Annotated in this window: 24 protein-coding genes; 12 read left to right on the forward strand and 12 right to left on the reverse strand. The window is 68.0% G+C overall.

Annotated features, from left to right (window positions below):
* The first annotated feature begins 412 nt into the window (after positions 1-412).
* Positions 413-877: an NUDIX domain-containing protein gene (locus ACLML9_RS10005; protein ID WP_411945244.1), complete on the forward strand. Its 465-nt coding sequence runs from the start codon at positions 413-415 to the stop codon at positions 875-877.
* A 167-nt stretch (positions 878-1,044) separates the two neighbouring features.
* Positions 1,045-2,001, forward strand: coding sequence for a class A beta-lactamase (gene bla, locus ACLML9_RS10010; RefSeq protein WP_411945245.1), 957 nt, complete (start codon positions 1,045-1,047; stop codon positions 1,999-2,001).
* Positions 2,002-2,117: 116 nt separating this feature from the next.
* Here bla and ACLML9_RS10015 read toward each other — a convergent pair whose 3' ends face one another.
* Positions 2,118-2,555 (reverse strand): hypothetical protein, encoded by a 438-nt coding sequence (locus ACLML9_RS10015; RefSeq protein WP_411945246.1) that lies wholly within the window; start codon positions 2,553-2,555, stop codon positions 2,118-2,120.
* 267 nt (positions 2,556-2,822) lie between these two features.
* Positions 2,823-3,380: a flavoprotein gene (locus ACLML9_RS10020; protein ID WP_411945247.1), complete on the reverse strand. Its 558-nt coding sequence runs from the start codon at positions 3,378-3,380 to the stop codon at positions 2,823-2,825.
* A gap of 25 nt (positions 3,381-3,405) precedes the next feature.
* Here ACLML9_RS10020 and ACLML9_RS10025 point away from each other — a divergent pair, with 25 nt between their 5' ends.
* Both ACLML9_RS10025 and ACLML9_RS10030 read left to right on the forward strand, forming a co-directional pair.
* Positions 3,406-3,690: a hypothetical protein gene (locus tag ACLML9_RS10025; protein ID WP_411945248.1), complete on the forward strand. Its 285-nt coding sequence runs from the start codon at positions 3,406-3,408 to the stop codon at positions 3,688-3,690.
* Positions 3,691-3,886: 196 nt separating this feature from the next.
* Complete coding sequence (locus ACLML9_RS10030; RefSeq protein WP_411945249.1) at positions 3,887-4,270, forward strand: VOC family protein; 384 nt, start codon at positions 3,887-3,889, stop codon at positions 4,268-4,270.
* Positions 4,271-4,829: 559 nt separating this feature from the next.
* On the opposite strand, the gene ACLML9_RS10035 is transcribed toward ACLML9_RS10030, so the two are convergent.
* Positions 4,830-5,522, reverse strand: a complete 693-nt coding sequence (locus tag ACLML9_RS10035; protein ID WP_411945250.1) for an NAD(P)H oxidoreductase — start codon at positions 5,520-5,522, stop codon at positions 4,830-4,832.
* 130 nt (positions 5,523-5,652) lie between these two features.
* On the opposite strand from ACLML9_RS10035, the gene ACLML9_RS10040 reads away from it, so the two are divergent.
* Positions 5,653-6,588, forward strand: coding sequence for an AraC family transcriptional regulator (locus ACLML9_RS10040; protein ID WP_411945251.1), 936 nt, complete (start codon positions 5,653-5,655; stop codon positions 6,586-6,588).
* Positions 6,589-6,672: 84 nt separating this feature from the next.
* Positions 6,673-7,104: a hypothetical protein gene (locus ACLML9_RS10045; protein WP_411945252.1), complete on the forward strand. Its 432-nt coding sequence runs from the start codon at positions 6,673-6,675 to the stop codon at positions 7,102-7,104.
* Positions 7,105-7,316: 212 nt separating this feature from the next.
* On the opposite strand, the gene ACLML9_RS10050 is transcribed toward ACLML9_RS10045, so the two are convergent.
* Together ACLML9_RS10050 and ACLML9_RS10055 are read right to left on the reverse strand one after the other, a co-directional pair.
* Positions 7,317-7,856 carry a carboxymuconolactone decarboxylase family protein gene (locus tag ACLML9_RS10050; RefSeq protein WP_411945253.1) on the reverse strand — a complete coding sequence of 180 codons (540 nt, stop codon included), beginning with the start codon at positions 7,854-7,856 and terminating at the stop codon, positions 7,317-7,319.
* A gap of 17 nt (positions 7,857-7,873) precedes the next feature.
* Positions 7,874-8,461: a peroxiredoxin gene (locus ACLML9_RS10055; RefSeq protein ID WP_030523929.1), complete on the reverse strand. Its 588-nt coding sequence runs from the start codon at positions 8,459-8,461 to the stop codon at positions 7,874-7,876.
* A 131-nt stretch (positions 8,462-8,592) separates the two neighbouring features.
* On the opposite strand from ACLML9_RS10055, the gene ACLML9_RS10060 reads away from it, so the two are divergent.
* Positions 8,593-9,501, forward strand: coding sequence for a hydrogen peroxide-inducible genes activator (locus ACLML9_RS10060; RefSeq protein ID WP_411945254.1), 909 nt, complete (start codon positions 8,593-8,595; stop codon positions 9,499-9,501).
* A gap of 263 nt (positions 9,502-9,764) precedes the next feature.
* On the opposite strand, the gene ACLML9_RS10065 is transcribed toward ACLML9_RS10060, so the two are convergent.
* Positions 9,765-11,207, reverse strand: a complete 1,443-nt coding sequence (locus ACLML9_RS10065) for an MFS transporter (RefSeq protein ID WP_411945255.1) — start codon at positions 11,205-11,207, stop codon at positions 9,765-9,767.
* Positions 11,208-11,292: 85 nt separating this feature from the next.
* Here ACLML9_RS10065 and ACLML9_RS10070 point away from each other — a divergent pair, with 85 nt between their 5' ends.
* On the forward strand, positions 11,293-11,682 hold the full coding sequence (locus tag ACLML9_RS10070) for a MarR family winged helix-turn-helix transcriptional regulator (protein WP_411945256.1): 390 nt from the start codon (positions 11,293-11,295) through the stop codon (positions 11,680-11,682).
* A gap of 3 nt (positions 11,683-11,685) precedes the next feature.
* On the opposite strand, the gene ACLML9_RS10075 is transcribed toward ACLML9_RS10070, so the two are convergent.
* Positions 11,686-12,576 (reverse strand): LysR family transcriptional regulator, encoded by an 891-nt coding sequence (locus ACLML9_RS10075; RefSeq protein WP_411945257.1) that lies wholly within the window; start codon positions 12,574-12,576, stop codon positions 11,686-11,688.
* A gap of 79 nt (positions 12,577-12,655) precedes the next feature.
* On the opposite strand from ACLML9_RS10075, the gene ACLML9_RS10080 reads away from it, so the two are divergent.
* Genes ACLML9_RS10080 through ACLML9_RS10095 form a run of 4 tightly spaced genes read left to right on the forward strand, consistent with a single transcriptional unit; the run spans position 12,656 to position 15,885 of the window.
* Positions 12,656-13,609, forward strand: a complete 954-nt coding sequence (locus ACLML9_RS10080; RefSeq protein ID WP_411945258.1) for an EamA family transporter — start codon at positions 12,656-12,658, stop codon at positions 13,607-13,609.
* A complete protein-coding gene (locus ACLML9_RS10085) occupies positions 13,606-14,238 on the forward strand; it encodes an NAD(P)-dependent oxidoreductase (protein ID WP_411945259.1) in 633 nt (210 codons plus the stop codon). Before ACLML9_RS10080 ends, ACLML9_RS10085 begins: the two co-directional genes overlap by 4 nt.
* A gap of 13 nt (positions 14,239-14,251) precedes the next feature.
* Positions 14,252-14,818, forward strand: coding sequence for a hypothetical protein (locus ACLML9_RS10090; RefSeq protein WP_411945260.1), 567 nt, complete (start codon positions 14,252-14,254; stop codon positions 14,816-14,818).
* 2 nt (positions 14,819-14,820) lie between these two features.
* Positions 14,821-15,885, forward strand: coding sequence for a hypothetical protein (locus tag ACLML9_RS10095; RefSeq protein WP_411945261.1), 1,065 nt, complete (start codon positions 14,821-14,823; stop codon positions 15,883-15,885).
* A 99-nt stretch (positions 15,886-15,984) separates the two neighbouring features.
* Here the strand turns inward: ACLML9_RS10095 and ACLML9_RS10100 are convergent, their stop codons facing one another.
* The 5 genes from ACLML9_RS10100 to ACLML9_RS10120 all read right to left on the reverse strand — a co-directional run bounded on the left by ACLML9_RS10100 (position 15,985) and on the right by ACLML9_RS10120 (position 19,981).
* Entirely contained in the window at positions 15,985-16,530 is a 546-nt protein-coding gene (locus ACLML9_RS10100) for a DUF4143 domain-containing protein (protein ID WP_411945262.1), read from the reverse strand.
* A 244-nt stretch (positions 16,531-16,774) separates the two neighbouring features.
* Positions 16,775-17,797: a lipoyl synthase gene (gene lipA, locus ACLML9_RS10105; protein WP_411945263.1), complete on the reverse strand. Its 1,023-nt coding sequence runs from the start codon at positions 17,795-17,797 to the stop codon at positions 16,775-16,777.
* Positions 17,794-18,573 (reverse strand): lipoyl(octanoyl) transferase LipB, encoded by a 780-nt coding sequence (gene lipB / locus ACLML9_RS10110; protein ID WP_411945264.1) that lies wholly within the window; start codon positions 18,571-18,573, stop codon positions 17,794-17,796. Before lipB ends, lipA begins: the two co-directional genes overlap by 4 nt.
* Positions 18,570-19,094, reverse strand: coding sequence for a GNAT family N-acetyltransferase (locus ACLML9_RS10115; RefSeq protein WP_265806847.1), 525 nt, complete (start codon positions 19,092-19,094; stop codon positions 18,570-18,572). Before ACLML9_RS10115 ends, lipB begins: the two co-directional genes overlap by 4 nt.
* Complete coding sequence (locus tag ACLML9_RS10120; RefSeq protein ID WP_411945265.1) at positions 19,091-19,981, reverse strand: TIGR01777 family oxidoreductase; 891 nt, start codon at positions 19,979-19,981, stop codon at positions 19,091-19,093. The genes ACLML9_RS10115 and ACLML9_RS10120 overlap by 4 nt, the downstream gene beginning before the upstream one ends.
* Positions 19,982-19,992 lie beyond the last annotated feature (11 nt).

Here is a 19,992-nt window from a genome sequence, read left to right on the forward strand (position 1 = left end):
CACACCCACCACCCGGTGGGCTGCGACATCAACTGAATACCGATGACAACGCTCGGACTCTGAAACCGGGTGGTCGCACTATCGGGGACCGGTCAGGAGGGCCGCACGACATGGTCTTCGAAGGGCCCGGCACGCCCCCGGGGGAGCAGTGCCGATTTCGTGCAGATCGTGGAAAATACTGTCTCTCAGCAATTTTCCTCTACCTGTCTGCGCCTACGGTCGAGCCGTCAGTTTTTCGCGCCTCGCTTCCGGATGCAAATGACAGGAGTCGCGAGGATCGGTCCATGGTCGATTGCCGGCCGAAACACCTTCCGCACCGCGTCCGGACCGGGTCGCGGGGGCGCTACCGTGTACGCCGACCTGTCACGCGATCCCAGCCGCCCGCTGCGGAAACTACGGAATGAGGAAGCCCATGTCGGGATATGTTTTCGATACCAAGCACGACCGCTATCCGGTGGCGGCCCACGTCTTTCTCGTCGACCGCGGCCGAATCCTGTTGTTGCGCCGTGCCGGTCGCGGTTACGCCGACGGGCGACTCGGGTTGCCCTCCGCCCACGTCGACCGCGGGCAGGCTCTTACCGTGTCGGTGGTCCGTGAGCTCGCCGAGGAACTCGGAATCGCCGTTGCCCCCGTCGATCTACGCCCGAGCGGCACAATGTTCCGCTGGGCCGGCGAACCCCGGGTCGATATCTTCTTCGCCGCGGAGTCGTGGCAGGGCACACCGGAGATCCGCGAACCACACAAATGCAGCCAACTCGTCTGGTCCGACCCCGACGACCTGCCCGGGGACACCCTCGATTTCGTGGCCACCGCGTGGGCGGATGCGACAGAAGGCCGGATGCTGCGGGAATTCGGTTTTGTCTCGGTCCCGATGTGAACGTAGCCGGCCTGGTGCGGCGCGCCGCTACCGCCCGGCCGAGCGTGGTCGGCAGTGCCCGTCATGACGCGTTCGGATCGGGTGAACTGCGGCGATATCAAGTCCGACCCGTCGGCGGGGGAGTTGCGTATTGGTCTCGCTCCCGGGTGTGGTGGTGTGCTGCGGGGGTGAAACTCTCCGCACTCGTTCAGTTCCTTTCGCTCGATCGCCGCCGACTCGCTGCCGCCGCGCTGGCGGTGTCCGCGCTCTCGGCGGCCACCGCATGCGATGCCGGCCCCGGTACCACGGTCGCGACCGCACCCGCGGGCACTACCGGCCAGGTTGTGACGACACAGCAGTTCGCCGACCTGGAAGCGGCACACGGCGCGCGACTGGGGGTATTCGCGGTCGACACCGCCGACGGCCGCAGCGTTGCCTACCGTGACGGTGAGCGGTTTCCGATGGCATCCACGTTCAAGGGCCTCGCCTGCGGTGCCTTGCTGCACAAGCATCCGCTGTCCTCGGGGTTCTTCGATCGGGTGATCCGGTATCCGCGCGCCGATCTCGTCGAGAACTCGCCGGTCACCGAGCAGCATGTCGATACCGGGATGACGGTGGCCGCCCTGTGCGAGGCGGCCATCACGGTGTCCGACAACACGGCCGGCAATCAGATCCTGAAACTGCTCGACGGCCCCGCGGGCTTCACCGCGTTCCTCCGCACCCTCGGTGACAACACCTCGCGACTGGACCGCTGGGAAACCGAGCTGAATACCGCGATTCCCGGCGACGAACGCGACACCACCACTCCCGCCGCGCTGGTCGCCGACTATCGCGCGCTGGTAGTCGGCGACAGCCTCGCGGAACCCGAACGCGCGCAGCTGTCCGCGTGGCTCGTCGCCAGCGCGACCGGCGGCAATCGCATCCGCGCGGGGCTGCCCGCCGGCTGGAAGGCCGGCAACAAAACCGGGTCCCCGGCGTACGGTTCTGCCCTCGACGTCGCCGTGGCCTGGCCGCCGGGACGGGCCCCGGTGGTCATCGCGGTGCTCACCACGAAATCCGAGCAGGATGCCGAACCGGACAATGCTCTGGTGGCCGCCGCCGCCCGGGCCGCTGTGGAAGCACTCGGGACCAGCTCGGCCGGCTGACGCGGTATTCGATCACCTCCTGTCGGTCTGGGCTGTGGGTCTGCCGACGGCCGGTCGATTCCGGTGACGAGCGCGGCGTAGTCGCGAGGCGTGGTCCCGGTCCGTGCCGCGGAGGGTCAGGCCGAGATAGTGCCGCTGTAGACGGTGAAACCTTGTCCCTTGGATCGGCATCCGAAGCTGCCGTGGAACCCTACGTCGCAGCGCGCGCCGGCGTGTTCGACGTAGGGCCCCCACGTGCCCACTCCGGTTTTGACGTCGCTGATCTGCGGGTTTCCGCCGGGGAGCGTGTACGGCGTGCCACCGTCGAAGGTCGGGTGCGCGGGCAGCCACGACTGGTCGATGACGATCTCGTTCGTCTGCAACGGGATCGGTAGGAAGCGGTATTGGAGGCGGGTGGGTTGCGCGATGTCGCAGCCGACCGTTCCGTCGCCGTAGATGGCGCAGCTGAAGGTTCCGACGGTGAAGTGAACGGTGCCCGCTTCGGCGTGGGCAGTGGCAGTCAGGAGTAGGGGCGCCAGTCCAGCGGCTGCCAGCACGCCGGCTGCTCTCGTCATCATTCGTCTCATTCGGAACTCCTTCGGGATCGAATTCGGGACTACCGTCGAGTGTTTCGCGAAACACTAGTGGTTCGTTTCGGAGAGTAAGGGGGGTTCGGCTCGAAGCGATCGCACGCGATGGAGGTGTGGCCACCATCTTCGGCGCAGTGAACCACGGCCGTCGGTTTCAATACGGCCCGAGGGGCGAGCCGACGCCCCGGGGGTCACGTCCGGCCGCGGAGTTCCAACGGTCCGATCGCCGGTGGTAGGAGTCCGCTTCGGCGATCAGCCGTGACCGGCAGTGCGACGTGGATGGTCGAGAACCGCGCGCCAGGCGGCTTCCCAAGGAAACAGATCCAGGCGGTTCGCGCCCGTCCCCGGTTCGTGCTGCTCGTCGCCGGCCAGCACGGTTACCCCCCATTCGGACAGGTTTCGCCTCGCCACCTGCACTGCCGGAAAGCTCATCTGCGCTCGGTTGGAGAACGGTACCGCCACCACCGGCAGCCCCTTGCCCACCGCTTCGACCAGTAGTCCGAGCGGCAGCGTATCGGAGATCCCCGCAGCCCATTTGGCCATGGAATTGCAGGTGAGGGGCGCCGCGATCATGGCGTCGGCGGGCGGCAGGACATCGGGCGTGCCGGGTTTCTTGTAGTGGCTGCGCACCGGGTGACCGGTCCGCTCTTCGAGCATGTCGGTGTCGATGAAACCGCGGCCGTCCGGGGAGGCGATAACGCAGACGTCCCAACCGTCGGCCCGAGCCAGGTCGACGAGCCGGATGACGTCACGGGCGGGCGGCGAGCCGGTGACGATGGCGTACAGGACCGGTTCTTTCCGCTCGTTCACAACTCCCATGATGTCAGTCCGGAATATGGGCGGCCGCACGCCGCCGCGGACCATTGTCTCGCTCGGTGTGGTGGCAGGTGTGCGCACGAAGTCGCCGGTGGTGAGGGTGTTCTCGGGCGCGTCGGTACTGTGGGCTCTGTCGAACCACGACACAGCGAAAGGGTCAGCTGATATGAATTCGGGTTCCGCAGCAGCAATGGAAAATATTCGCCAGGGCTACCTCAATGGCGACCCTGTCGCCACCGCCCTCTTCATTCCCCTGTTCTTCATCGCGGGTGCGTTCGCGCTCCTGCAGGGCCAGCCGTTCTGAGCACACTTCATCAGAAGTAGCCGAGAACACCAGAGGTGGGCACGGGAACCGCGCCTTGCGCGACGTCACGTGGGGCGCGGTTCACCGCCGAGACCTCGGGGCTCACCAGGGGATTTTCTACCATCTCGCCGCCACCCGCGCCGGTAGGAGACAAATCTCCAAGTCGGTGGGTGGCGGCTCCGCCCATACTCCATTCATGAACATCGAGCAGATCACCCCGAAACTGATCGTCGAGGGCGCCGACGCGGCGATCCGCTACTACACCGGCGTGTTCGATGCCGCTCTTCAGCAGCGGCACGAGGCGGACGGCAGGGTGGTTTTCGCCGCGCTCGGACTTCCGTGCGGAGCCGTACTCGAGGTAAAGGATGCCGACGAGTTCGATCAGGACCCGCTGCGGCTCGGCGGGCGCGGACTTCTTCTCTCTGTGGTGTCGGCCGATCCGGACCGCGTCGCCCAGCGGATGGCGGAGGCCGGCGGCGATATCGTGTTCGAGGTGGCGGATCAGCCGTACGGCGCACGTCAAGGGCGGGTGCGGGACCCGTTCGGTCACGAGTGGATCGTCGGGACGCCGATCCCGTAGGACCGGGGGTGCGCGCAGGGCTGTGAAGTCAGGGAAGTAGCAGGCCCCAGTAGATCGCCCAGCACACGAACCCTGTTCCGCCGACGACCGCTACCGCCCCTCGGGTCCACGCACCTTTCGACATTCCGGCCGGTGAGCGGGGCGTTCGCATAACGAGGTAGCCCAGCGCGACAACCGCGCACACGGCAACGATCCGCAGTGCCAGCCATGGCAGGGTGCGTCCGTTCGCGGTCCATTCGAGACCGCGGATCCTTGGGCGGCGAACGCCACCACCGCTCTTTCCCCTTGGCCGGCTCCGGGGCCTCCTCGATGAATCCGTGTTCGGCCGGCTGTCTTTGTACCCTCGCGGCCGGTGCGCCCGGTCGGCTCGGCGGGCGGCTGAACGGGCGTGGGCTCCTGCCGACGAGTCGACGAGGAAGCGGGGCGCCGGGCAGAAACTGTCGCAGACGCGCCCATTCGATCCCGATCCGGAACACCGGCGCCCGGTTCGCGTCGGGGCGGAGGGGCCGCGCCCGGCGTACGAATGCGTGCGTACACCGGGCGGCGGAACCTCTACCGGTCAGGCGGGGACCCGGTCACCGACCAGGAAATCGTCGACGAAGCGCCGGGCCCGGTCTTCCAGCGCCGCGTAGTGGGCGTCGCGTACCGCGCCGGTGAGTGCCTCGTCGAGCAGCAGATTGCCGTCTGCGTCCACCCGCTGTCGTTTCTCCTCCGCGCCGGGCAGCAGTCCCACCGACGACTCGGCCAGGCCGCAGTAGTACGCGATACCGTCGTTGAGTTGCATGCCGAGGGACTGCTGCATGATGTCGACGACGCCGTCGTCGTCCGCCGCGCCGGCCAGGCCGAGCCACAGCATCCGTTTGCCCGCGAGCCGGGGTTTGCTGCGGCCGTAGGCGAATCCGTAGTTCCACACGCGGTCGATCCAGCCTTTGAGGATCGCCGGGACCTGTACCCAGTACACCGGGAACACCGCGACGATGACGTCGGCGGCGAGGACGCGCCGCATATGGTTCTCGACCTCCGGCGAGTACATCTTCTCCCGGTTTCCCCATTCCGGAAGATCCGCGGTGTTCATCCGGGGATCGAAGTTCTCGGCGTGCAGGTCGAGCAGGTCGATGCGGTAGCCCGCCGCGGTGAGCCGCTGGGCGGCGAGGTCGGCGATATGGGCGGTGAGCGAGTCGCGGCGCGGGTGGGCGACGACGACGAGGGCGGTGCGGGTGGGCGTGGCGTCGTCGGTCGTGGTGTGCGACACGGGATCCTCCATCTCGATCCGGCTCTCCGGATGCTCGGTTGTGCGGTGTCATCTGATTCCACACCGCATTCGGTGGACGATCTATGGGTAAAGGTCTAGATCTGATAGGAGGTCGTCTACCCTTGAGGGGGTGGATCCATTGAGCGCCCTGCTGAGCGGTATTCGTGCCGAAGGTGCCGTACTCACCAACGCGGTGCTGGAAGCCCCATGGAGTATCCGGTTCGCCGATCGCGCGCCGCTCACCATGATCACCGTGCTGCGCGGCGGGGGCACCCTGCTGCTGCCCGGTGGGATCGAGCGCCGGATCGTGGCCGGGGACACGGCCGTCGTGCGCGGCCCGGAACCGTTTCTCTTCGCCGACCACGCGGGCACGGTCGACCTGCCCCACGAGCAATACGAGATCGCCTGCTTCGCGCCGGACGTGAAATGTGATGCCGCGCTGGACGACGGCCGCTGGGGCGACGACCTGGCCGGTGAGACCGCGCTGGTCGTCGGCGCCTACCGGGCCTCGGGCCGGCGCCACGCACGCCTGCTGCGCGCGGTGCCGCCGGTTCTGGTGGTCTCCGACGATGTGGAGGTGTGCGCGTGGATGGAGTCGGTGGCCACGGACGCGGTCCGGCGGCCGGCCGGTGCGCAGGCGTTGATGGACCGGCTGCTCGACTGGAGTCTGGTGTGCACGCTGCGTGATTGGTTCGACGGGCAGGACGCGGGCGCGCCGGGCTGGTATCGCGGGCCGGCCGATCCGGTGGTGGGGCCGGCGTTGGAGGCCATGCACGGAAAGCCCGCCGCCGGGTGGACGGTCGCGTCGCTGGCCGCGGAAGCGGGTGTTTCACGGGCCCTGTTCGCGCGGCGGTTCTCCGAGGTCATGGGGCAGTCGCCGTTGGCGTATCTCACCGAATGCCGGATGGACGAGGCGGAGGAACTGCTCACCGATCGCAGTCTGACGGTGGCGCAGGTGGCGAAGGCCGTGGGCTATGCGGACGCGTTCGGTTTCAGTGCCGCGTTCAAACGACACCGGGGTATCCGGCCGAGCGATTTCCGGGCCACCGTCGATCTCGGCGCGTGAACTGCGTGTCGACCGCCCGGTCGGCGGGTACCGGTCGAGTGTGGAGGGTCGGAGGGCCCTATCGAAGATCACGAAAGGTTCGATATGCACAGCAATATCCGACATTTCGGCTTCGCCGCCCTGCTGAGCGCTCTGGGTGTCGCGGCAGCATACGCGGCACCGGGTGCGGGAGCGGCCGTGACGGAAGTGGATATCGCCGCCGGTCCGGAGGGGCTGCGGACCGGTTGCGCCTATACGGTCACCGCGACAGTCGACGCGCCGCCGTCCGAGGCCGGTGAGGTCACCATCATCAACAGCGGTGGCTCGGTTCCGGGTAACGGAGAGCGGCTGGGCCAGGCCGTCTATCACCCGGACAACAGGACGGCGACCTTCGAATGGACGCCGAAATACACCGGGCGTCAGAACATCACCGCCCAGCAGTTCACCCCGGGGCAGTACACATCGTCGAAGTACCTCGAAGTCGATGTGCGAGGGCCGGGGCTGAACACCGGCAGTTCGTGCGTGCCGCTGCCGTAGCCGGCCTGCGTCTTCCCAGTAGCCCACGAGTGGGTGCCGACCGGGCGATCGTCCAGCGTTACCGGGATATTCAGTTCGCGTAACCGGTTGGTCGGGTTCACCGTGCAATAGTCTGGTCCGGTGGCGTCTACGGCACCGGGGCGGCGCGAAGAATTCCGCGCCGCCCCGGTATCGGGTCGATCGATGCGCCCTGCCGAGGCGAACCGGTGAATCTAGACCGAGGCGGTCGCCAGTGCCTCGGTGGCCTGCACGGCCTGCCCGACCCCGGCCACGATCGCCGCGGCGCGCAACGCCTCGAAGATCACCTCGCGTGATACACCCGCCTCACGCAGCGTGTGCTCGTGCGCTTCCAGGCAGTGCCGGCAGCCGTTGATCGAGGACACCGCGAACGACCAGAGTTCGAAATCGGCCTTGTCGACACCGGGGGCGCCGATGATCTGCATGCGCAGACCGGCCCGCAGATCGTCGTACTTACCGTCCAAGAACGCCTTGCCCCGGTAGAACACATTGTTCATACCCATGATCGAGGCCGCGCCCAGCGCGGCGTTGTAGGCCTCGGCGGACAGCACGCCGGCCGCCTCCTCGGCGATCTCCCGCAGGGTCGCCGTAGAGCGGGTCGCGGCGGCCGCGGCCAGCAGGGTGCCCCAGAGTTGCTGCTCGTTGAGCACCGTCGTCCGCGAAATGGACGACAGGTTGAGCTTGAGGTCCTTGGCGTACTCGGGGAGCGAGCCCTTCAGATTGTCGATACTCACCGCTTCTCCTTCCGCTCTCAGACGCTCGCGGCCAGCAGTTCGCGCGCGTCGATGGTCGGGTCGCCCTTCTTCCAGTTGCAGGCGCACAGTTCGTCGGACTGCAGCGCGTCCAGCACGCGCAGTACCTCGTCGACATTGCGGCCGACCGAACCGGCGGTCACCGACACGAACTGGATCTCGTTGTTCGGGTCGACGATGAAGGTGGCGCGGTCGGCGACGCCGTCGGCATTGAGCACACCGGTGGCGGCGGCCAGTTCACGCTTGAGGTCCGACAGGATGGGGAAGGGCAGCGTCTTCAGGTCCTCGTGCTGGGCCCGCCACTGGAAGTGCACGAACTCGTTGTCCACGGACGCGCCGAGGACCTGGGCGTCACGGTCGGCGAACTCCTCGTTCAGCTTGCCGAACGCGGCGATCTCGGTCGGGCACACGAAGGTGAAGTCCTTCGGCCAGAAGAACACGATCCGCCACTTGCCCGCGTGATCGGCGCTGGTGACCCGGGTGAAATAGTCGTCCGGCTGCTGAGCGTCGACCTTGGACAAGTCACCACCGATCACCGCGGTGAGGTCGTAGGCGGGGAACTGGTCGCCGATGGTCAGCAGGGGCATGCCCGAAACTCCTTCTTGTATCAGTGGTACCGGCCTGGTCGATTTCCAGCCGGTCAGGCGAAAGCTCGTAAGTAATCTTGCCGAATCCCCGGCAAAAGGCAAAAGTGATGAGTCGCACTAGACTGATAGGCGTGACCGATCAGTCTTATCAACCCACCCTGTCACAGCTGCGTGCGTTCGTCGCGGTCGCCGAATACCGGCACTTCGGTACCGCCGCGGCGCGGCTCGAGGTGAGCCAGCCCACGTTGTCGCAGGCATTGGCCGCCCTGGAAAGCGGGCTCGGACTGCAGCTCATCGAGCGCAGCACCCGGCGCGTCCTGGTGACCGCGGCCGGTGCCCGGCTGCTCCCCGCCGCCACGGCCACGCTCGAAGCCGCCGACCGTTTCCTGGCCGCGGCCACCGGGGACATCCTCGCCGGTGTACTCCGCATCGGGATCATCCCCACCGCGGCCCCCTACATCCTCCCGGCCCTGCTGCCCACCCTGCATCGCAAACTCCCCGCGCTGACCCCGCAGGTGATCGAGGACAAAACAGCCCGCCTGATCGACGAGCTGCGCGCCGGAGTGCTCGACGTCGCGGTGCTCGCCCTGCCCGCCGAGGCCGCGGGACTGGTCGAAATACCGTTGTATACCGAGGAATTCGTCCTGGTGGTCCCCGCCGGCCACGCGCTGGCCGGTCGCAGCGATATCGAGCCCGCGGCGCTGGGCGCGCTACCGATGCTGCTCCTCGACGAGGGGCACTGCCTGCGGGACCAGACCCTCGAACTGTGCCGTTCCACGGACGTCCACCCGGGTGGGGCCGGGGACACCCGTGCGGCGTCGCTGTCCACAGTTGTTCAGTGCGTGGCCGGAGGACTCGGGATCACTCTCATCCCGGAAATGGCGGTCGCCGCCGAGACCGGACGCGGCGCACTCGATACCGCACGTTTCGCGAATCCGGCACCGGGGCGCACCCTCGGCCTGGTCTTCCGTGCGTCCAGCGGCCGGGCCGACGACTACGCCTACCTGGCCGAAATCATCCGCACCCAGCGGCCCTTCTGATCTTCTGGTGCCGACCGGCTCCGGGTGGTACCCGCTGCGGCATCGCCCGATCCGGACGTCTGTCGCTGCCGGACGGCGCATCGCCGTCGACGGGAGCCGGGATGCGCTGCCCGCGGCCGCCGGCTCTGGACGTGCCTGCCCACGTTCTGGTCGAACCGGCCTTCGACGCTGCCGGGCGGCGCGTACCGCGCCACCACGAACCTGGTTCCCGGTGCCGAGAACGGGGCCGCCGAATCGGCGACCCCGTTCTCGATCCGAAACCGCTACGCGAGTTCGGCGACCGGCTGTTTGCGTGCCAGCAGCGCCGTGGCCGAGGCCAGCAGGCCGACCACCGCGACCGCGGTGACCAGGTAGAGCCCCGGCCGATAACCGTCGATGCCGCCCGTGGCCGCACCGCTGATCAGACCGGTGGCGACGGCGAGGACCACCGCGCCGCCGATCTGGAACGAGGTCTGCACCAGGCCGGAGGCCAGGCCCTGCTCATGGTCGGCGATACCCTCGGTGGCCTGCGACATGACCGCGGAGAAGCCGAGCGCGAAACCGAGGCCGAGCAGCAGGAACGCGGGCAGGTAGTCGACCGCGTAGGCGGGGTCGGGGCTGCCGCCGCGGGCGAGGAACCAGAGGTAGCCGCCGACGAACGAGGTGAGCGCGGCCAGGATCATCGGGCCGGTGCCGAAGCGGTCGATGAGCTTACCGGCCATCGGGGACAGGATGGCGACGATGATGCCGGTGGGCGCCATCGCGAGTGCCATCTGCAACGGCTCCCACTGCAGGGTGTTCTGCAGGTACAGCGAGACGATGGTCTGGAAGCTGAGGTAGGAGCCGAAGATGGCCAGCGCCGCGAGGTTGGCCCGCACGATCGACTTCACCCGGAAGATGCTCAGCCGCACCAGCGGGTGGCTCACCCGCTTCTCCGTCACGAAGAAGGCGCCGAGCAGTCCGACCGCCAGCACGGTGGTCGCGACGACGGTCGCGGTGAAACCGGTCTCCGGGGCGGTGACGATGGTGTAGACCGCGGCGAGCATTCCGCCGGTCAGCAGGGCGGCGCCGGTGAAATCGATACGGCCCTCCTCTTTTTCGATGGTGCGCGGCACCACGATGTAGGCGGCGACGATGACCACGGCGACGACCACCACGGGCATGTAGAAGGTCAGCCGCCAGTCGATACCGGTGAGCAGGCCCGAGACGATCAGGCCGGAGGCGTATCCGGTGGCGCCGAAGATGGTGAAGATCGACAGGGCCCGGTTGCGGTCCGGGCCCTCTTTGAATGTCGTGGTGATGATCGAGAGGGCGGCCGGGGCGGTGAAGGCGGCGGCTACACCTTTGACGATCCGGGTGGCGATCAGCAGCCAGCCGGCGTCGACGAGCCCGCCGACCAGCGAGGCGATACCGAAGACCACCAGGGCGGTCAGGAAGACCTGGCGGCGCCCGAGCAGGTCGGCGGCACGTCCGCCGAGGAGCAGCAGGCCGCCGTAACCGAGGATGTAGCCGTTGACGATCCACTGCAGGGCGGAGGTGTCGAGGTCCAGGTCGTGGCCGATGGAGGGGAGTGCCACGCCGACCATGGAGACGTCGAGCGCGTCGAGGAACATCGCCAGTCCGGCGACGAACAGGATCGCCCACAGCTTCGGTCCCCAGCGGCCGGCGGCCGGTGCGGTAGCTGTTGCGGCGGCGAGGTTCTGCGGGGTTGGTGCGGTGAGGGTCACCCGAAAGAACTTAAATGCACGAGCATTGAATGTCAACGCATGTAATGCGTGGGCATAAAATGACTTGACATGCTAATCTCGGGTCATGTACCACGACTCCGACAACGATGTCTGCGCGAAGTGGTCCGAAACGCTACGTCGCTACCACGTCACCTCGTGCGAACTCGAGAACGCGCTGCAAGCCCGGCATCGGCTCGGGCTCAGCGAATTCGAGTTGCTGCAGGTCCTGGGCGGGCGCTGCGGTGTGGAGCAGGCGGATAAGGTCAAGATGAAGGATATCGAGGCCGAGATGTACCTGAGTCAGAGCGCGCTCTCGCGAACGGTGACCCGGCTGGAAAAAGCCGGGCTGGTGGAGCGGGCGGCCTGTGATTTCGATCGCCGTGCCAACTTCCTGGCCCTCACCGCGGAGGGGCGCGCACGGCTGGACGACGCCCGCCCGACCCATCAGGAAGTGCTGCGCAAGTACCTGGCCTGACGGTTACGCCCCGGAGTCCGACGGGGCGGGAATATCGAGAACGGCGAGAAAAGCCGAGGCTGCGGGGGTGCGGGAGAAGCTGTTCCAGACGATGTACTCCACCCGGGCGGGGGCGTCGGAGACCTCGACGGTGACCACACCGGTGAGCTGCGGTACGTAGGCGGAAGGCAGCATGGCCACGCCCAGGTCTTGTTCGACGAGGCGGGCGATGTATTCGGCGGACGACACCTCGAAGGCGACCTCACGGTCGATTCCCGCGGCGGCGAAGGCCTGATCGGATTGTGCCCGCCCGGCGGTCCCGGCCGGGAGGTCGACGAAGGTTTCGGTGGAGAGGCGCAGCAGGTCGACCGAGTCCTCGCGGGCGAGCGGATGCTCGGGGGCGACCACGGCGACGAGTCGATCACGGGTGAGTTCGTGGGCGGTGACTCCCCGCGGCCGTGCCGTGGTCGGCAGTCCGAGAAAGGCGATATCGAGGGTGCCTTCGCGGACCTGTTCGGTGAGTTCATCGCTCGCGCCGACCCGGAGACTGATACGGACACGGGGGTAGCGGCCGCGGAAAACCCGCAGCGCGGCGGGGAGATCGACCGCGGTGACCGAGGGGATCAGGCCGACAGCGAGCCGGCCGCGCACCTCACCCACGGCGGCAGCGGCCGCGGCGGCGGCGCGTTCGGCGGCGTCCAGGCATTGGCGCGCGGCCGGTAGGAAGGCCACGCCTGCGGGGGTCGGCCGGACCCGGCGGCTGGTGCGCTCGAACAGTTTCGCGCCGAGTTCGCGTTCCAGGCGGGCGATCTGGTGGCTGAGTGCGGATTGGACGACCAGGCAGCGCTGGGCCGCCCGGGTGAAGTTGTTCGTTTCGGCGACGGCCAGCACATAGCGCAGCTGTTGCAGCTCCATGGATCAATCATGTATCGAGATCGTTCGAGTGACAAACATGTGTTGGACTCATCAATAGCCGTGGCGTGAGACTTCGAGAGTGAAAAGTCCAGCTGCACACGAGGTCCCCGTGGGGGCCGGGGAATCCCGCCGGGGTGATCTGCCCCGGGCCGCGCTCACCGCGTTCGCGCCGGTCGCCTGGGGCACGACCTATATCGTCACGACCGAACTGCTCCCGCCGGGGCATCCGCTGTTCGCGGGCCTGCTGCGCGCACTACCGGCCGGGCTGTTCGCGCTCGCCCTCACCCGAACGCTGCCGCGCGGCGCGTGGTGGGGTAAGGCCGCGGTACTCGGGGTGCTCAATATCGGCCTGCTGTTCCCACTGCTGTTCATCGCGGCCGAACGGCTGCCCGGCGGCGTCGCCGCCACCCTGGCGGCCGCGCAACCCCTGGTCGTCGCGGTGCTGGCGGTGGCTGTGCTGCACGAAAGTCCTTCCGGATGGCGGATGGCCTGGGGAGTGATCGGGTTGGCGGGCGTCGGTCTGGTGGTGCTCGGGCCGGCCGCGGCCTTCGACCCCGTCGGGGTCGCCGCCGGTCTGGGTGGTGCGGCCTCGATGGCTTTGGGTCTGACGCTCACCAAACGCTGGGGCCGGCCCGCCGGGGTGGGTCCGACCGCTTTCGCCGGCTGGCAGCTCACTGCGGGTGGATTGTTCCTGGCGCCGCTCACGGTCCTGGTCGAAGGGCCGCCGCCGGAGATCGGCCTGTCCGCTGCGCTCGGATATCTCTGGCTCGGTCTGTTCGGTGGGCTCATCGCCTATGTGCTGTGGTTCCGCGGTGTCACCACCCTCCCGGTGAACTCCGTCGCGATCCTCACGTTGCTCTCGCCGCTGGTCGCCGCCGTTCTCGGGGCCGTGCTGCTCGGTCAGACGCTCGGCCTGATCCAGCTCGTGGGATTCGGGCTCTCGCTGGCGGCGATCGTCGCGGGCCAGCTGCCCGCGCCGGCCCGGCGGCGCGCCACCCCGGTCACCCTCGTCACGAAGGAGATATCGCGATGAAGATCGCTGTCGTCGGAGCCGCCGGGATGGTCGGTTCCCGAGTCGTCGCCGAAGCCGCCCACCGCGGACACGAACCGGTGGCCGTCTTCCGGAACGCGCGGCCGAACCTACTGCCGCCCGGGGTGGTCGCCGTCCGGTGCGACGCGCACGACCGCTCACGAATGAGCGAGTTGTCGGCCGGTGCGGATGCTCTCGTGGTCGCTACCCGGCCGGCTCCGGGTCAGGAGCATACGGTGGCCGCGAGCACCGGCGCGCTGCTCGACGCGGCGGCCACGCACGGAGTTCGCGTCCTCGTCGTGGGTGGTGCCGCGCCCCTGCGGAACCCGGCGCAGCCCGAGCGGCTGGTCATCGACAGCCCCGAATACGTGCCCGAGCCGATCCGGACGATCGCGGGCGCCAGCGTCGCTCAACTGGATGCCTGCCGCGCCCATCCGGCCGATTGGGTCTATCTGAGTCCGCCCGCCGTCCTCGAGCCGGCATCGCGCACGGGAAGATACCGGCGCGGGACCACCACGCTCCTGGTCGACGCTACCGGAAACTCCCGGATCTCGGCCGAGGACCTCGCCGTCGCGATCGTCGACGAACTCGAGAACCCCGGTGGAGTGCGACATTTCACGGTCGGCTACTGAACCGGAGATCGCGATGCGGCGTGTTCTCGACAGGGTGATCACCCTTGTGGTGCTCGGCACGGCGCTCCTCGTGCCCGGCTGCGCAGAGCCGCGGGACTTTCCGGCCACGATAGAACTACCCGCGGGGTTCGCGCCCGAAGGTACCGCGATCGGATCGGCGCCGGTCGCCTACCTCGGATCGCGCGTGGACGGCACCATCTACCGGGTCGATCTCCGGACCGGTCGCGGCGAGGTACTGAGTCCGAGGCCGGGTACGCCGGCGCTCGGGCTCGCGCTCGACCCGCACGGCCGGCTGTTCGTCGCCGGTGGCACCGGGGGCGACGTCCGGGTGATCGATACCGGGACGGGTGAAGTACTGGCGCGCTACCGGTTCGGATCGGCGGATCCGTTCGTCAACGACGTGGCGCTCACCTCTTCAGGTGCGTGGTTCACCGATTCGCATACGCCCGTGCTGTACCACCTGCCCCTCGGTCCCTCGGGTGCGCTGCCCGGGAAGGCGGAGACGCTACGGCTGACCGGTGATATCGAGTTCTCGCCGGGCACGATCAATGCCAACGGGATCGTCGGTGCGCCGGGCTGATCGTGGTGCAGTCGGCGGCCGGGCGGCTCCACCGCGTCGACCCGGCGACGGGTGCGGCGGAGACGGTCGACCTCGGTGCCGAGTCGGTGCCCTATGGTGATGGACTGCTGTGGCGCGACGGCAGATTACTCGTGGTGCAGAACCGGATCGGCGCGATCGCCGAGGTGAGGTTCGACCATACGGGCGCCCGGGCCACGGTCGAGCGCCGCCTGCGCGACCCGCGCTTCGATGTCCCGACGACAGTGGCGGCTTTCGGCGAGCGCCTCTACCTGCCCAATGCCCGGTTCACCACGCCGCCGACCCACACCCCGGGTCGCACTCGTCGAAAGGCTCGTGCCGTGTTCAGTGACGAACAGTTCCAGCAAGCCCTGCGCCGTCCCCGCCTCGCCCGGCCGGCCCCCGAATACCTCGACGCCAACCGCGCGGTACCCATCCGGGTGATCCCGGAACCGGAACTGCAGGCCACCACCCAGGAGTGGTTCGTCGAATTCGACCGGAAAACGGAGCTCTACAGCAAACTCGGCCAGGATCTGTCCTGGCTGATGGAGTGGGCGAAGAAGTACTGGTGGAGTTTCCTGGTGCGGGATATGAGCATCAACCACGAGCTCTACGCGCCCGACGTCCGCTACACCGACGTCACCACCTTCGGCCGCACCATCGTCGGGATCGACGAATTCGTGAAATACAATTTCGCCTTCTTCGACGCCATCCCGGATTGGCGTTACGACCCGCTGCCCGGCCAGGTCTACCTCGACGTGACCCCCGAGGGGCGCGTGCGGGTCGTCATCCGTTACATAGGCAGCGGCCACTGGGACGGCCCCCTGCGCCTCTACCCCTACGACAGCAGCGCGCCCGTGCTCTACGGCAACGGCCGCTTCATCCAATGTCCCGCGGTCGACCGCTACCACTTCAACGCCGAAGGACTGATGGAGGAGGGCGAAACCCTCTACGACGCCTTCGATGTCACCCAGCGCGGCGGAATCCTCCCGCGCGACGACAGCCGGCAGTTCAAGGCGCTCATGTCGGCGTCCAAGATCCCGGCGCTACTGCAGCGCCTGAAGCTCTAGTCGGAGGTTCGGGCCGGCGATCGGCTCCGCGCAATCTTGTACTCGGCTGCGGCCGAGCTGCGTATCCGGGTTTTCCCGAGATCGCGACTCCGGCCGTCCTCAATCGGCCGGAGTGGTCCACAGGGCGCTGATCGGCAGGCCGGACATTTTCTCACCGAATGGAAGTTGCTGGTCGCCGCAGTACATGACAAAGCCCGCGCGGAAGCGGTCTCCCAACCTGCGTTCGAGATGCCGGAGCCCGCGGAAGTCCGAGGCTCGGACGGTTTCAGCGGCTTTCACCTCTATGCCGATCACATGGCCTGCGTTGTTCTCCAGGAGTGCGTCGACCTCATATCCATCACGATCGCGGTAGTGATGCAGTTGCGCCAGCGTTTCGCTCCAGGTGAGTTGCCGCAAGAGTTCGCCCAGTACGAACGTCTCGACCAGACCGCAGACGGTGGCATCGTTGTCGACACCCGTCAGCAGATGGGTGGCGAGGCCGGAATCGGTGAACACCAGCTTCGGAGCGGATACGGCCCGGGTCGTGGCGTTCGCGGACCACGCCGGCACTCGCTGTACCAAATAGACGAGTTCGAGGATGCCGATGTAATTGCGGATGGTGGCGCTGGGGACGCTCAGTGCGGAGGACAGGCGATCATAGTTCAACAGTCCGCCGGGGCAGGTAATCCACTCCTTGGCGCATGAACCGATGCTACCTGCAGGTTGTGGATCTGCCGAACCAATTCTTGTGGATCTGCCGGTATGGCGGTTGTGGATCTGCCGAAGTGTACGTTGTGGATCTGCCGGTTCAGCGGCCCCTGGACGAACGGTTGGGGCCGGGGGTTGCCGTCGTAGCAGCGTGCGAGTGGGCATCCGGTGGCGGACCCCATCCGCCACCGGATGCAAGCGATCAGACCTGGGACCCGAACCGTTCCAGGACGGCGCCGGCCTCCTGGGTGGCGGTGCCCTCGACGGCGAGATGCGCCATGGCCTCCGGGATGGGGCGGCCGTGGTGGGCCATGGCCTGGGCGTACAACCGGCCCGCGCGGTAGGAGGAGCGCACCAGCGGTCCGGCCATCACTCCGGCGAAACCGATTTCCTCGGCGACCTTCGAATGCTCCACGAACTCCTCGGGTTTCACCCAGCGGTCCACCGGGTGGTGGCGCGGCGAGGGGCGCAGGTACTGGGTGATGGTGAGGATGTCGCAGCCCGCCTCGTACAGGTCGCGCATGGCCTGGGTGACCTCGTCGGGGGTTTCGCCCATCCCGAGGATCAGATTGGACTTGGTGACCAGGCCGTCGGCGCGGGCCGCGGTGAGCACCTCGAGGGACCGTTCGTAGCGGAAGGCGGGGCGGATCCGCTTGAACACCCGGGGCACGGTCTCCAGGTTGTGCGCCAGGACCTCGGGGCGGGAGGAGAAGACCTCGGCGAGCTGATCCGGTTTCGCGTTGAAATCGGGGATGAGCAGTTCGACACCGGTGGCCGGGTTGAGTTTCTTGATGGCCCGCACGGTTTCGGCGTAGAGCCAGGCGCCGCCGTCCTCGAGGTCGTCGCGGGCGACGCCGGTGATGGTGGAGTAGCGCAGGCCCATGGCCTGAACACTCTCGGCGACCCGGCGGGGTTCGTCACGGTCCAGCGGCGAAGGCTTGCCGGTGTCGATCTGGCAGAAGTCGCAACGGCGGGTGCACTGTTCGCCGCCGATGAGGAAGGTGGCCTCGCGGTCCTCCCAGCATTCGAAAATATTGGGGCAGCCCGCTTCCTCGCAGACCGTGTGCAGGCCCTCGCGTTTCACCAGGCCTTTGAGCTCGGTGTATTCCGGGCCCATGGTGGCGCGGGTGCGGATCCAGCCGGGTTTGCGCTCGATCGGGGTCTCGGCATTGCGGGCCTCGATGCGCAGCAGTTTGCGGCCGGCGGGGGCTTGGGCGGAGGTCATGCGGTGGCACCTTTCGGATCGCGTGCCGCGGTGGCGGCGGCGGGGTCCGCGACGGCCGGGGTGGCGGCCCGCGGGATATCGTGCTCGGTGACCGGGATCTCACCGTCGAGCGCGGCCGGAATGATCTCGGCGATACGCGGTGTGATCTCGGCGACGGTGACCTCGCGGCCGAGTTCCTGGCTCAGGCTGGTCGAACCGACATCGCGGATCCCGCAGGCGATGATGGCGCCGAACGCGCCGAGATCGGCATTGCAGTTCAGCGAGATGCCGTGCAGGGTGACCCCGCGCTGCACCCGGATCCCGATCGAGGCGATCTTGCGCTCGGGCAGCAACCCGGACGCGGGCAGCCAGACACCGGAGCGTCCGGGGACCCGTCCGCATTCGACGCCGAGATCGGTGACGGTCCGGATGAGAGCCTGTTCGAGACGCCGGACGTAGGCGACCACATCGATCGGTTCGGCGAGCCGGATGATGGGGTAGCCGACCAGCTGACCCGGACCGTGCCAGGTGATCTTGCCGCCCCGGTCCACATCGATCACGGGACTGCCGTCGGTGGGCCGATCGGCCTCCTCGGTACGGCGGCCCGCGGTGTAGACGGAGGGGTGTTCGAGCAGGAGCAAGGTGTCGGTACCGGCGCCGTCCGCCCGGAGGGCGGCGAGTTCACGCTGCAGATCCCACGCCTGCCGATAGTCGATGAGACCCAGTTCACGCACGTCGACGGGGGTGCTGTCGTAGCGAGCCGACCGGGTTGCGGTGCGGGTGTTGTTCACCGTCATGACGTTACGCTCATCTCCAGGGTGAGCTGCATCAGCGTCAGATCCATCCAGCGGCCGAACTTGCGGCCCACCTCCGGAAGTACGCCCACCGTACGGAAACCGAATCGTTCGTGCAGGGCGATCGAACCGGTATTGCTCGATTCGATGGCCGCGACCATGGCGTGGATATCACCGGCCTTCTCGGCGCGGGCGATCAGCTCGGCCAGCAGGGTGGCGCCGATCCCGCGTCGCTGGAACCGGTCGGCGATATAGACCGAATTCTCCACGGTGTGGCGATAGCCGGATTTGGGCCGCCACGGCCCGTAACTGGCGTATCCGGCGAGTTCGCCGCCGACCTCGGCGACCAGTACGGGACGGCCGTGCTCGGTGCGGTTGCGGAACCAGGCGATGCGCTCGTCCAGTGCCACGGGTTCGTCGTCCCAGATGGCCGTGGTTTCGGCGATGGCGCGGTTGTGGATCTCCAGGATCGCGGGAAGATCCTCGGTCCGCGCCTCCCGGACCGAGGTGACGCCGGCGGTCACCGGCCCACCGCGGCGGCCAGTGCCGCGCCGACGGTGGCGTGCCGGAACTCGTAACCGGTTTCCTCGAGCACCCGCGGCAGGGCCCGCGGACTGTGCAGGACCGCTTCCTCGGCGAACTCGCCGATCACCAGGCGCAGCGCGATACCCGGGACGAACAGCGGTGTCGGCCGATTCAGGGCCTTACCGAGCGCGCGGGTGAAGGCGGCATTGGTGACCGGGGCGGGGCCCACGACATTGAGCGGACCCCGTACCGATTCGTTGGTGAGCGCATGCCGGATCGCACCGATCTCGTCGTCGAGCGAGATCCACGGCTGATACTGGCGTCCGCTGCCCAGCCGGCCGCCCAGACCCAGCAGGAACAGTGTGCGCAGTTGCGGCAGCATGCCACCGGCGCCGGTGAGTACGACGCCGCTGCGCAGCAGGACCGTGCGGGTCCCGGCCTCGGTGGCGGCGTGGGTCGCGGCTTCCCAGTCGTGACACAGCGTGGGCAGGAAACCGGTTCCCGGAGGGCCGCTCTCGTCCACCGCGCGCACACCGGTGTCCCCGTAGTAGTGGACGCCGCTGGCATTGATCAGCGTCGGGACGCCGGCCCGGGCCACCGCCGTCGCGAGGACATCGGTCGGGGTGATCCGGCTGTCGCGGAGCAGTTGTTTGTACGCGCCGGTCCAGCGTTTGTCGCCGATACCGGCCCCGCACAGGTTCACCACCGCGTCGACGCCGTCCAGGATCCCCGGATCGAGTTCCCCCTGGGCGGGCTCCCAGCGACGCTCGTCGGGCGCGGCGGCCGGTCGCCGGACCAGCCGGATCACCTGCTCCCCGTCGCGGCGCAACGCCGCGACGAGCGCGGTTCCGATCAGTCCGGACGAACCGGCCACCACAACCGACATCGTCGTCGCCC

Source organism: Nocardia sp. NPDC002869 (genome assembly GCF_046764065.1).
Classification (GTDB): Bacteria; Actinomycetota; Actinomycetes; order Mycobacteriales; family Mycobacteriaceae; genus Nocardia; species Nocardia rhamnosiphila.